Below are 12,771 nucleotides of genomic sequence, written 5' to 3' on the forward strand. Positions count from 1 at the left end.
GGCGTGCAGCAATCATTTGGGGACGGCCGTTCAGCGCGGCCTATGTATCCAATGTTCAATCCCGCCGACGGGAAGTCAATAAAACGCGCTTTTGAAATAACGGCCTTGTTCGGCACGAATCGGGCGCCGACAACCGCGTTGGAAGAACGATCCATTTGCACGCGGTCATGCTCGCAGAGGCGACCGCCACGCATGACGTGCGGGTGATCGCGTGCCTTCGCGCCGAAGGTCTTGTCCGGAACGGGCCGGCGAACCCGCCCGCGAGGAAAATCTGTGTATCGATTGACGTGGCGGGTTTAACTTTGCTGGATTTGTCAAAATATATAGATCGATCTTCTTTCCAAAGGCCGATTTTTAGTACTGCGGTTCATTGACGATCGCCCGCGCTCGGCGGACGCTTAACGGTGTTCCTTGGGGGCGGCTGGCGTTCCGCCCTGCCCCCCACGCGACCGGATCCCGATGACCATCGCCGTCCCGCCCGCCGCCGTCGCCTGCGCACTCGCCGAGCGTTTCGCCGCTGGAGCGTCGGAATTCGACCGGTCCGGCGCCTTCCCGCACGCCAACATCGCGGCGCTGCGGGCGGCCGGGTTCCTGGGCCTCACGGTACCGCGGCGGCTCGGTGGCGGTGGCGCCAGCCTCGCGCTTTCGGCCGAGGCGGTGGGGCGGGTCGGGGCCGGCGAGCCCGCGACCGCCCTGGTCCTGGCGATGACCCTGCTGCACCACGCTCTGATCCACCGGGACGACTCGCCCTGGCCGCGCCTCGTGGCCGACGCGGTCGGCCGGGATGCCGTGACGCGCGGGACGCTCATCAACGCCCTGCGCGTCGAGCCGGAACTCGGCACCCCGGCGCGGGGCGGCCTCCCGGCGACGATCGCGCGACGTGACGGTGCGGGGTGGCGGATCACCGGCCGGAAAATCTACGCCACCGGCGCGCCGGCTCTCGGCTACGGCGTCGTCTTCGCCCGCACCGACGAAGCCGAGCCACGGATCGGCAACCTGCTGGTGCCGTTCGACTCGCCCGGCGTCCGCATCGTCGAGACCTGGGACCATCTGGGGCTGCGCGCCTCGGCCAGCCACGACGTGGTGTTCGACGACGTCCCCGTGTCGGGCGACCACGCAGTGGACCTGCGGCCGCCCGAGGCGTGGCGGGAACCCGATCCGTGGCAGCAGGCCTGGAGCTGTACGCTGATCGCGGCCCTGTACGACGGTGTCGCGCGGGCGGCGCAAACCTGGTTCATCGGATTTCTGCGGGCGCGCGTCCCGGGTAGCCTCGGGGCGCCCCTGGCGAGCCTGCCGCGCTTCCACGACGCCGTCGGCGAGAGCGAGCGTCTGCTCGCCGTCAACGCCCGGCTCCTCGCGGGCCTCGCCGCCGAGACCGATGGCGGCCGTCCGCCGCCGCCGCAGGATTCGGGCTTCGCGAAGCTCACCGTCACCGAGAACGCGATCGCGGTCGTGCAACGCGCGGCCGAGCTCTGCGGCAATGCCGGCCTGACGCGGCGCAACCCGCTTGAGCGGCACCTGCGCGACGTCCTCTGCGCCCGGATCCACTGGCCCCAGGGCGATGCGGTGCGCGCCGCGGCCGGCCGTGCCGCACTCGGCGCCTGATTCGAACCAACATCGTACCGGAGCCCGTCATGAGCCTGCTGCCCCCCGACGCGATCGAGTTCGTCGGCTTCGTCGCGCCGCACCACGTCTCGGAGATCCACCCGGCCTCCGGCCCGGTGATCGATCGGGATTACCTGCGCCTGCTCGCCCAGGCCCACGAATGGGGCGGCTTCGGCCGGGTGCTGGTGGCATTTCACTCGACTTCGCCGGATTCGATCCTTCTGGCGGCACACATCGCTGCGGTGACGGAACGGCTCGGGCTGATGATCGCCCACCGCCCCGGCTTCACGGCTCCCACCGTCGCTGCGCGCCAGCTCGCGACCCTCGACCATCTCACCGGCGGCCGCGTCGCGGTCCACGTGATCACGGGCGGCGGCGACCGCGAACTCGCGCAGGACGGCGACCATCTCACCAAGGACGAGCGCTACGCCCGGACACGGGAGTTCCTCGACATCGCCCGGCTGAGCTGGGACGCCGCCGGGCCGTTCGACTACACGGGCACCTATTACCGGATCGCGGGCGGTTTCTCCGAGGTGAAGCCGGTCAATCCGGCGGGCATTCCGGTCTATTTCGGCGGCGCTTCGCCGGCGGCGCTCGCGGTGGCGGGTCGGCATGCCGACACCTACGCGCTCTGGGGCGAGACGCAGGAGCAGGTTCGCGACCTGATCGCCCGGGTCCGGGCGGCTGCCGCGCCGCATAGCCGATCGCCCCGCTTCAGCCTGTCCTTCCGGCCGATCCTCGCCTCGACGGAGGAGCAAGCCTGGGCGCGGGCCGAGTCGATCCTGGCCCGGACCCGGGCGGTCCGGGCGGCGCGAGGCCTCGGCCCGGCCGCCACGCCGCAGAACGAGGGATCGCGGCGCCTGCTTGCGGCCGCGGCGCAAGGGTCGCGCCTCGACAGGCGCCTCTACACGGCGATCGCCGTGGAGACCGGCGCGGCGGGCAATTCCACGGCTCTGGTCGGCACCCCCGAGCAGGTCGCCGAAGCGCTGCTCGACTATCATGATCTCGGCGTCCGCACCTTCCTGATCCGCGGCTTCGATCCGCTGGAGGACGCGATCCAGTACGGGCGCGAGCTGCTCCCGGCATTCCGAGATCTGCTCGCCCGGCGCGGCCGCGCCGCGGAGGCCGCGTGATGCGCCGGCTGCTCGCCCTCGCGTTCCTGACGCTTCTTGCCGCCCTCCCAGCCCGGGCCGAGGACGTGCTGCGGGTCGGTGACCAGCGCGGCAATGCCCGCGCCCTGATGGAGGCGGCCGGTGTCCTCGAGGGCCTGCCCTATCGCCTCGAATGGAGCGAGTTTCCCGCCGCCGCCCCGCTCCTGGAGGCGCTGAACGCCGGGGCCATCGACGCGGGCGGCGTCGGCGACGCACCCTTCACCTTCGCGGCCGCCGCGGGCGTGCCGGTGAAGGCCTTCCTGGCCTTCCGTAACCGGCAGGACGGCCTCGCGATCCTGGTGCGGCCGGATTCGCCGATCCGCGCCGTGGCGGATCTGAAGGGTCGGCGCATTGCGACCAACCGGGGTTCCATCGGCCATCAGGTCGTGCTGGCCGCCCTCGAAGAGGCCGGGCTGCCCGCCGACAGCGTCACCTTCAGCTTCCTGCCGCCGGCGGACGCGAAGCTCGCCCTGGCCTCCGGCGCCGTCGACGCGTGGTCGACCTGGGAGCCCTACACCTCGGCGGCCGAGCTTGCCGGGCTGGTGCGGGTGGTGCGCGACGGTAACGGCATCACCCCCGGCCTCAGCTACGCCGTCGCCAGCGAGACCGCGCTGAAGGCCAAGCGCGCCCTGCTGGCCGATTACGCGGCCCGCCTCGCCCGGGCTCGCGCCTGGGCGCTGCGCGATCCCGCCCCGTATGCCGCCGTCTGGTCGAAGCTCATCGGCCTGCCGGAGGCGGTCCCGCTGCGCTGGTTCGGCCGGGCGCAGTACCGCACCGTGCCCATCGACGCGGACGTGATCGCGGGCGAGCAGCGGATCATCGATCTCTACGTCCGCGCCGGACTGATCCCGCAGGCGCGGGCGCCCCGGGCGGAGGCGATCCTCGATCCCGGATTTTCCGAAGCGCTGATCGCCGTGCGATGATGGCGGCGGAGGACCCGACATGCACGACAGCGGCGACGAGCACAGCCACGCCCACAGCCACGCCCACGAGCCGGCGACGGCGGAGCACCACCACGGCAGCGCCGAGCGGTGGAAGCACGACGGCGTCCGGGTGATTCCCGGCGACCGGCTGGATTCCAACACGGCGCAGACGCCAGGCATGTTCCGGCAGGCGGCGATCAACGCCGCCCGGGTCGGCGCGCAGAAGATCTGGGCCGGCACGGTGGCGATCCAGCCCGACGCCAAGACCGGCGTCCACCATCACGGCGCGCTCGAGAGCGTGATCTACGTGGTCTCGGGCCGCGCCCGCATGCGCTGGGGCGACAGCCTCGAATACGTCGCCGAGGCCGGCCCAGGCGACTTCATCTTCGTGCCCCCCTTCGTGCCGCACCAGGAGATCAACGCCTCGACCGACGAGCCCCTGCACTGCGTGCTGGTGCGCTCCGACAACGAGGCGGTGGTGGTCAACCTGCCCGACATCCAGGCGGCCGAGCGGCCCGAGACGGTGTACTGGGTCGACCCGATCCACAAGCATCCGTGAGACGCCGGAGGCCACCCCGATGAGCCGGGACCGTCAGCTGCATCTCGGCGCGTTCATGCGCCCGGTCGGGATCCACACGGCGTGGTGGCGCTATCCGGGCGGCTACCCGGACGCCAATTTCAACTTCGCGCATCTGGCGCAGTTCGCGCGGCGGCTCGAGGCGGCAAAATTCGACGCGTTCTTCATGGCCGATCATCTGGCGGTGATGAACATGCCGATGGCGGCGCTGCGCCGCTCGGCCACCGTGACGTCGTTCGATCCCCTGACCCTGCTGCCGGCGCTCGCCGTGCTGACCGAGCGGATCGGGCTGATCGCGACCGCCTCGACCACCTACAACGAGCCCTACCACGTCGCCCGCAAGTTCGCGTCCCTCGACCACATCTCGAACGGGCGGGCCGGCTGGAATCTTGTCACCTCCGGCAACCCGGACGAGGCCCTGAATTTCGGCCGCGACGCGCATGTCGATCACGCCACGCGCTATGCCCGGGCCCGCGAGTTCTTCGACGTGGTCACCGGGCTGTGGGATTCCTTCGCCGACGACGCCTTCCCGATGGACCCGGAGAGCGGCCTGTTCGTCGATCCGGCGAAGATCCACGTCCTCGACCACCGGGGCGAATTCCTGAAGGTGAAGGGCCCGCTCAACATCGCCCGCCCGGTCCAGGGCTGGCCGGTGATCGTGCAGGCCGGCGCCTCGGAGGCGGGCAAGCAGATCGCGGCCGAGACCGCCGAGATGGTGTTCGGCTCCGGCTCGACCCTGGAGGCGGCCCAGGCCTTCTACGCGGACGTGAAGGGCCGGATGCCGGCCGCCGGACGCGATCCGGACAATCTGAAGATCCTGCCCGGCTGCTTCGTGGTGCTGGGCGAGACCGAGGCGGAGGCGCAGGCCAAGAAGGCGCGCCTCGACGATCTCGTCCATCCCGACAGCGGGTTGGCCAACCTGTCGGTGCGCCTCGGCGTCGATGCCACGGGCTTCGACCTCGACGCGCCGCTGCCCGACCTGCCCGAGACCAACGCCAGCAAGAGCGGACAGGCGCAGATCGTCGATTACGCCCGCCGCACCGGTGCGACCGTGCGGGAGCTCGCCCGCAAGGTCGGCGGCTACGGCGGTCTGCAGATGGTCGGGACTCCGGCGCAGGTCGCCGACCGCATGGAGGAGTGGCTCGAGACCCGCGCCTGCGACGGCTTCAACGTGATGTTCCCCTTCGTGCCGGAGGGGCTCGACGACGTGGTCGACCGTCTGGTGCCCGAGCTGCAGCGCCGCGGCCTGTTCCGCACCGCCTATTCGGGCACCACCCTGCGCGATCACCTCGGCCTGAAGCGGCCCGCGAACCGCTACTTCGCCGATTGAGGATTGTTCTGTCGGCCGGCGGGGAAGAGGCCGGCCGCGTCGGACTCAGCGCCCCTGCGCGTCGCGCAGGACCGCCCGCACCTGACCGGCGGCGATGGCGAGCGCCGTCTCCTGCGGGGCGCCATCCGACTCGTCCTGCGCCAGAGAGCCGAGCCTGTAGGCGATTCGGTGCTCGACGGCCTGCAGCAACTCGCGCGCCGGTTCCGCCTCGATGCGAAGCAGCGTCTGCGCGAGATCAAGATAGGCACTCCGGAGGAGGCTGAAGGCAAAGCGTGTCGCGGCTTCATCCGCGATCGGTGTCATATCGGTCATGGCGTGTTCCTGACTAAAACACGCTCCCCAGAACGCCGGTTCTATATACCGCTATTTTAAGATTGTAAATCTGCCTGATGTTAAGTGTTCGCGGGATGCAATCGGTTGCGGAAATTATAACCTATGATGGCGCTGCTGCGCTTCCGGAATCGACACGTTCAGGCAGCGTCCAGCCGGCGCCGGCACAGCGTCCGACACGCGCGTTCTCCTGCTCCCGCATTCCGGGCGTCATCAGGCTTTCGCGACGGCAGAAGCGTCGAATCCGGCCTCTCCTCAGTCGGAGCAGGACCAGATCGGTCGCGGCAGACGACGCGCGGAGATGAGCCTGCCGGAATGCCGCCGCCGTGGAGCAGGACGATGCGCGAGGCGGCGCAATTTTTCTGATCGTTCAGCGAAGAGTTTTTCAGCAGCACACCCATGCACTTTTGGGATACTGTCGGAACAACGGCACCGCCATCGTGCGATGCCGCAAATATTGATGCGCTGCAATAACGCGATCATACGAAAACAAGCCGGGCGCACTCGGCCGATGACAGTCTCGGAGACGACCGGCTTTGCGCCAGGTCGCCGGTCCGGACCCCAGGGAGGATCACGGGCTCCATGAGGAAGAACAAGGTCATCTCGGCGGACGAGGCCATCGCGCTGATCCGCGAGAACGACGTCGTGACCACCACGGGGTTCGTCCAGAGCTGCATCCCGGAGGCGCTGCACGCGGCTCTGGAGAGGCGCTACGTCGAGACCGGCTCGCCGCGCGGGCTGACCCTGATCATGACCGCGGGCGCGGGCGACAGCAAAGGCCTCGGCACCGGCCGGCTGCACCATGACGGCCTGCTCGCGCGGGTGATCGCGGCGAATTTCGGCCGCATGCCCAAAGTCGCTAAAGCGGCCCAGGACAACCTGATCCGCGGCTATAACCTACCCCAAGGTGTGATCTCGCAGCTCTACCGGGCCTGCGCCGCGGGCCAGCCGGGCCTGTTCTCGAAGGTCGGCCTGAAGACCTATGTCGATCCGCGTCACGGCGGCGCCAAGGTCAATGAGCTGACCACCGAGGACATCGTCAAGCTCGTGGAGGTCGATGGCGAGGAATGGCTGTTCTACACGGCCACCAAGATCGACGTCGCCTTCATCCGCGCCACCTCGGCCGATCCGTCGGGCAACTTATCCTACGAGAAGGAGGCCCTCACCCTCGACTGCCTCGCCCAGGCCATGGCGGCCCGCAACAACGGCGGCATCGTCGTCGCGCAGGTCGAGCGCATCGTCGATGACGGATACCTCCTGCCGAAGGACGTGCGCGTCCCCGGCATTCTCGTCGATTGCGTCGTCGTCGCAGAACCCGAGATGCACCGGATGAACTACGGCGTGGTGCACGACGCCGCGCTCGCCGGCGAGATTCGCGTGCCGGTCACCGGGATCAAGCGCATGGCGCTCAACGAGCGCAAGATCATTGCCCGGCGCGCCGCCTTCGAGTTGCCGCCGAACGGCGTGGTCAATCTCGGCGTCGGGGCTCCGGAAGGCATCTCGTCCGTCGCCAACGAGGAGAAGATCACTCCCTACATCACGCTCACCACTGAGGCGGGCGCGGTTGGCGGCGTGCTGGCCTCCGGCTCGAGCTTCGGCGCGGCCACGAACGCCGATTGCATCATCGACCAGAACCAGATGTTCGACTTCTACGATGGCGGCGGCCTCGACATGACCTGCCTCGGCATGGCCGAGTGCGACGAGGCCGGCAACGTCAACACGTCGCGATTCGGCGGCAAGCTGAACGGCTGCGGCGGCTTCATCAACATCTCGCAGAACGCCCGCACCGTGGTGTTCGCCGGAACCTTCACGGCGGGCGGCTTGGAGATCGCGGTCGACGACGGCCAGGTCCGGATCGTGACCGAGGGCAAGGCCCGCAAGTTCGTCGGCAGGGTGCAGCAGAACACCTTCTCGGGGCCCTACGCGGTCGAGCGCTCTCAGCCGGTCCTCTACGTGACCGAGCGCTGCGTCTTCCAGCTCACCCCGGAGGGCCTCGAATTGATCGAGGTCGCGCCCGGCATCGACATCGAGCGCGACATCCTCGCCCACATGGACTTCAGGCCGGTGGTTCGGAACCCGGTGCCGATGGATCCGCGGATCTTCCGCGAGGAGCCGATGGAGCTGATCTCGGACCTGCTCAACCTCGATCTCAAGTCGCGCGTCAGCTACGACGGCGAGCGCAACATCCTCTTCGTCAACCTGGAAGGCTGGTACTGCCGGGTGAAGGGCGACATGGACGAGTTGCGCATGACCATCGTCGAGGCCTGCCGGAAGGCCGGCCAGAGGGTCAACGCCGTGATCAACCACGACGGATTCAGGCTCAACGAGAACTTGGTCGACGATTACGCCGGCATGGTCCAGTACCTTCAGGCGAATTACTACGCGACCACGACCCGCTACGCGACGAGCGCCTTCCTGCGCCTGAAGATGGAGGAGGCGCTGAACAAGCGCGGTGTCGCCCCGCATGTCTTCGAGCGGAAGGAGGAGGCGCAAGCCTTCGTCAGCAGCACCGAGGACAAGAAGGCGCGCAAGCGGATCTCGCCGGCCGTCGCCTCCGCCGCCTGAGACCGCGCACGGCGCTTGCCGGCGGCGCGTTGCGGACGGATGCGGCACCGCTCCGTTCTGGTATACGAGCCGGATGCCGTCCGCGTTCCGGGTCCTGCGGGTGAGCGTCGCGAGGAGCTCCGCCCTGTACCTGCACCACCGCGATCTCGTGGCGCCGGTCGAGCGAGACGCGGTCTCCGGTGCGGATTGGGCCGCGCAGGTCGCGGCGCTGGCCCACGACGCCCTCATCGGCGAGCTGGAGACCTGGCCGAAGCCGGGACTTGTCAGCCCGGTCGATTCCGGCAGCCACGACGACATGGATGCCGACACCCTGCGCCGGAGCGCGGCGGCGATCCGGCCGTACTTCGCCGAGCTGGTCGAGGCCGGTGCGGGGGCTGCCGCCATGGTGCAGCTCCGGGCCATCGGGATGCGGGCCGAAACCGCGATGATGCGTGCCACCGCCGGCATCAACGCCCATCGCGGCGCGATCTTCTCGCTGGGCCTCATCTGCGCGGCGGCTGGCGCGATCGGCGAAGCGCTGGAAACGGCTGAAGCCTGTGCCGACACCGTGCGCCACCGCTGGGGCGACGCAATCGCCGATGCGCCGGCATCGCCGGTGAGCCACGGCGGCCGGGCGGCGCGCCGCTACGGCGTCGGCGGGGCGAGTGCCGAGGCGGCGGCCGGGTTCCCGACGATCCGCAGCGTCGGCCTGCCGGCCCTGCGCCACGGCCGCAGCTGCGCGCCCGGGGATGCCGAGGCGGCTCGGATCCAGTGCTTCTTCGCGCTCCTGGCCGTTGTCGACGACACGAACCTGCTGCACCGCGGCGGCGCGGAAGGGCTGGCCGCCGCCCGGTCGGCGGCTGCCGAATTCGTGGCCGACGGCGGCATCGCGGCGCCCGGCTGGCGCGATCGGGCCGTCGCGATCCACCGAGCCTTCGTCGCGGCGCGCCTCAGCCCGGGCGGTTGCGCCGACCTCCTCGCCGCGACGCTGTTGCTGGACGCGCTCGCGAGACCTCCCGGGCACTGTGCATAGCTGACCACGCGAGAATGGACCGTCCGGTCGCATTCAAGCGCGGCCGATCGATCCCCACATGGTGTCGGTCCCCCGCCCCTGCCTCGGCCCGCCCGTGACCTTCTTCCGGATCGCGCTTCTCGCGCTGGTTGCCCTCTTCCTTGTGCCGATCGCCATCTCGGCCACGCTCTACTGGTTGCGCGCGAGCGGCGACTGGCGGCTCGCCGACCGGTCGAGCGCCGGATTGCTGCCGCCGGCGGATCGGCATCCCGGCGCGGTGGTGCGCATCTTCTCCGCCCGGACCGTCAGCTGGCGCGGCATCGTCGCGACGCACAGCTGGATCGTCATCAAGGGCCGCGACGAGCGCAGCTACCGCCGGTTCGACTACACCGCCTGGGGCCAGCCGATCTGGGTGGACCGCTTCGTGCCCGATGGCCGCTGGTTCGGGAACCCGCCCGACGTGGTGTTCGCCGCGGACGGTCCCGAGGCCGAGGCCATGCTGCCGCGGATCCGCAAGGCCGTGGCCGAGTACCGCTTCGCCCGCCCCGGCGATTATGTCGTCTGGCCGGGTCCGAACTCGAACACGTTCGTCGCCGCGATCATGGCAGCGGTTCCCGAGATGCGGGCCACGCTGCCGACCACGGCGATCGGCAAGGACTTCCCCTACGATGGCCGCTGGATCGGCCGGACGCCGTCGGGCACCGGCATCCGGATCAATCTCGGCGGCTATGCCGGCCTGACGCTCGGCTGGGTCGAGGGACTCGAAGTGAACCTGCTCGGGGGCGTCGCGGGGATCGATCTGCGCCGGCCGGGGATCAAGCTGCCGGCTCTGGGACGGCTCGGACTCTGAAGGTCTGCGAGCGCGTCGCGAAGCGTCGGCTGTGACCCCTGGGGCCGGGCGCAGCCCTGTGCGGGCCGCGCCCGTGCGCTCACGGTGCGAGGTCGTGGACAGGCTCCTTGACCGGCGTGGCACTGCTGTTCAGCACGGTGCTGCCGGTCGAGACCGGCTTCAGCAGCGACCGGTCGATCTGCGGGGGCGTCGGGAGCTGGAGCTGCGCGCTCGTGTCGGCCCATTCCTGCGCGACGCGGTCGGGATCGTCGTTGAGCTTGGTGCCGTAGCTCGGGACGATCTCGCGGATCTTGGCCTGCCATTCCGGCGTGGCGACCTTCCGGGCGAAGACCTTCTCCAGCACCTGCAGCATGATCGGCGCCGCCGTTGATGCGCCGGGGGAGGCTCCGAGCAGCGCCGCGATGCTGCCGTCCTTGGCGTTGACGATCTCGGTCCCGAGCTTCAGCACGCCGCCCTTGTCTGGGTCGCGCTTGATGATCTGCACGCGCTGGCCCGCCTGCCAGAGGCGCCATTCCTCCTTCTTGGCCTTCGGGAAGTATTCGCGCAGCGCCGCGATCCGGTCGTCGTCCGACAACATCAGTTGCCCGGCGAGGTACTCGACCAGCGGGAACTCGTCGACGCCGACCTTCATCATCGGCCAGATGTTGCTGGTCGTGGTCGAGCTGAGGAGGTCGAAGTAGGAGCCCTCCTTCAGGAACTTGGTCGAGAAGGTCGCGAAGGGCCCGAACAGGATCACGCGCTTGCCGCCGAGGACCCGTGTGTCGAGATGCGGCACCGACATGGGCGGCGAGCCGACCGACGCCTTGCCGTAGGCCTTGGCGAGGTGGAGCATGGCGACGTCGGGATTGTCGTTGATCAGGAACGAGCCGCCCACGGGGAAGCCGGCATAATCCTGGCCTTCCGGGATGCCGGATTTCTGCAGCAGGTGCAGGGCGCCGCCGCCGGCACCGATGAACACGAACTTGGCGTCGACCGTGCGGCGCGTGCCGTCCTTGAGGTTCTTGGCGGTCACGCGCCACGAGCCGTCGGCGTTCTTGGTGATGGTCTCGACCTCGGTCGAGAGCCGAAGCTGGAAGCTCGGCTGCTTCTGCAGGTAGGCCACGTATTGCCGGGTCACCTCGCCCCACTCGCAATCGGTGCCGAGCGGCGACCAGGTGGCGGCGACCTTCTGCTTCGGGTCGCGCCCTTCCATCATCAGGGGCACCCACTTGCGGAGCTGCTCTGGATCTTCGGAATACTCCATGCCGGCGAAGAGCGGGCTCGCCTTGAGGGCCTCCCAGCGCTTCCGCAGATAGGCGATGTTGTCGTCGCCCCACACGAAGCTCATGTGCGGCGTGGCGTTGATGAACGAGCGCGGGTCCTTCATCACACCGGTCTTGACCTGATAGGCCAGGAACTGACGGGTGACCTGAAAGGCCTCGTTGATCTCCACCGCCTTGGCAATCTCGACCTGCCCGTTCTTCTTCTCGGGCGTGTAGTTCAGCTCGGCCAAGGCCGAGTGGCCGGTGCCGGCATTGTTCCAGCCGTTGGAGCTCTCCAGAGCCACCTGATCCAGGCGCTCGACCATCTCGATCGACCAGTTCGGCTCCAGCTCGTTCAGCCAGACGCCGAGCGTCGCGCTCATGATGCCGCCGCCGATCAGCAGCACGTCGACCCGGCTGTCGGCGCCCTCGGCCAGGGCCAGGGACCCCGGCAGCGCCGCCGCCACGAGACCGGCCGCCGCGGTGCCGAGCATCTGCCGCCGGCTCAGGGGCAGCGCCGCCTGCGGTTGCGGGTTGCGCAGGTGCTGGTTCTTGTCGTCGGCACGCATGGCCGGATCCCTTGTTTGCGTACCGGGCCTGCTCGGCGAGCAGGCCCGCGTACGGGAAGGCGTTCCAAGGCGGCGAGGCACTGCGCTCACCGCCAAACCTTCAGGATCGTTTCCTCAGAACAGAAGCCGCCGGCCGAGGGCTCTTCGCGGACCCGTTTCGGCAGGCAGCGGCTTTCCGGCGCGCGCGCCGATGCTCGAAGGAGCGCGGCGCGTGGCAGCTTGGCCGGATCGACGGTCTCTCCTCTCAACCCCCGCCAAGACATGGTTCGGCCGGCAGGAGAGCGGCCGTGGGAGTAGAGAAGACGCTGGCCGGTCCGGCTCAGCGGTTCGATGCCGGCCTCATAGAGGATGGGGTCGGAAACGACAATCTCGGCAAGGGTTGCAAAGGGCACGGCCTTGTCAGGCTCGTTCGAATCCCGGACCTGTGCCGACGAAGACATGCGCGCGTCGCGTCGGGTTCTCTGTGGACTATGGGAGACTTGCCCCCGTGAGTGCCGGCGAGGAATCGCTGTGCCATCCGCTCGGAGAGTGGAACCGACTCTCATGCCATGTTGCGATGATCGCGTCGGCATCGCAGTCTCTGCGAGCGCAGCGAGGCAGTCCAGCCGGCATGACGACGGCCGATGTCGCGCGAACCTG

Annotated in this window: 11 protein-coding genes; 8 read left to right on the forward strand and 3 right to left on the reverse strand. The window is 69.3% G+C overall.

What is annotated here, in order from left to right:
* The first annotated feature begins 459 nt into the window (after positions 1–459).
* Genes AC3WSN_RS14815 through AC3WSN_RS14835 form a run of 5 tightly spaced genes read left to right on the forward strand, consistent with a single transcriptional unit; the run spans position 460 to position 5,586 of the window.
* Complete coding sequence (locus tag AC3WSN_RS14815; protein WP_492538899.1) at positions 460–1,605, forward strand: acyl-CoA dehydrogenase family protein; 1,146 nt, start codon at positions 460–462, stop codon at positions 1,603–1,605.
* A 29-nt stretch (positions 1,606–1,634) separates the two neighbouring features.
* Complete coding sequence (locus AC3WSN_RS14820; RefSeq protein WP_492538901.1) at positions 1,635–2,738, forward strand: LLM class flavin-dependent oxidoreductase; 1,104 nt, start codon at positions 1,635–1,637, stop codon at positions 2,736–2,738.
* On the forward strand, positions 2,738–3,679 hold the full coding sequence (locus tag AC3WSN_RS14825) for an ABC transporter substrate-binding protein (protein ID WP_492538903.1): 942 nt from the start codon (positions 2,738–2,740) through the stop codon (positions 3,677–3,679). Before AC3WSN_RS14820 ends, AC3WSN_RS14825 begins: the two co-directional genes overlap by 1 nt.
* Before the next feature lie 19 nt (positions 3,680–3,698).
* The gene (locus AC3WSN_RS14830) at positions 3,699–4,238 is read left to right on the forward strand and encodes a cupin domain-containing protein (protein ID WP_492538905.1); all 540 of its coding nucleotides are present in this window, start codon (positions 3,699–3,701) and stop codon (positions 4,236–4,238) included.
* A 19-nt stretch (positions 4,239–4,257) separates the two neighbouring features.
* Entirely contained in the window at positions 4,258–5,586 is a 1,329-nt protein-coding gene (locus tag AC3WSN_RS14835) for an LLM class flavin-dependent oxidoreductase (protein ID WP_492538907.1), read from the forward strand.
* 45 nt (positions 5,587–5,631) lie between these two features.
* Here the strand turns inward: AC3WSN_RS14835 and AC3WSN_RS14840 are convergent, their stop codons facing one another.
* The gene (locus AC3WSN_RS14840) at positions 5,632–5,898 is read right to left on the reverse strand and encodes a hypothetical protein (RefSeq protein ID WP_192707786.1); all 267 of its coding nucleotides are present in this window, start codon (positions 5,896–5,898) and stop codon (positions 5,632–5,634) included.
* A 600-nt stretch (positions 5,899–6,498) separates the two neighbouring features.
* On the opposite strand from AC3WSN_RS14840, the gene AC3WSN_RS14845 reads away from it, so the two are divergent.
* From AC3WSN_RS14845 to AC3WSN_RS14855, 3 genes are all read left to right on the forward strand, one after another.
* On the forward strand, positions 6,499–8,481 hold the full coding sequence (locus tag AC3WSN_RS14845; RefSeq protein ID WP_192707785.1) for an acyl CoA:acetate/3-ketoacid CoA transferase: 1,983 nt from the start codon (positions 6,499–6,501) through the stop codon (positions 8,479–8,481).
* Positions 8,482–8,554: 73 nt separating this feature from the next.
* Entirely contained in the window at positions 8,555–9,493 is a 939-nt protein-coding gene (mdcB, locus tag AC3WSN_RS14850) for a triphosphoribosyl-dephospho-CoA synthase MdcB (RefSeq protein ID WP_492538910.1), read from the forward strand.
* A 94-nt stretch (positions 9,494–9,587) separates the two neighbouring features.
* Positions 9,588–10,322: a DUF3750 domain-containing protein gene (locus tag AC3WSN_RS14855; protein ID WP_492543120.1), complete on the forward strand. Its 735-nt coding sequence runs from the start codon at positions 9,588–9,590 to the stop codon at positions 10,320–10,322.
* A gap of 79 nt (positions 10,323–10,401) precedes the next feature.
* On the opposite strand, the gene mqo is transcribed toward AC3WSN_RS14855, so the two are convergent.
* On the reverse strand, positions 10,402–12,132 hold the full coding sequence (gene mqo / locus AC3WSN_RS14860) for a malate dehydrogenase (quinone) (RefSeq protein WP_492538912.1): 1,731 nt from the start codon (positions 12,130–12,132) through the stop codon (positions 10,402–10,404).
* Positions 12,133–12,218: 86 nt separating this feature from the next.
* Complete coding sequence (locus AC3WSN_RS14865) at positions 12,219–12,572, reverse strand: hypothetical protein (RefSeq protein ID WP_492538914.1); 354 nt, start codon at positions 12,570–12,572, stop codon at positions 12,219–12,221.
* Between the last annotated feature and the right edge of the window lie 199 nt (positions 12,573–12,771).

The organism is Methylobacterium sp. FW102-HT35C08, assembly GCF_058790235.1.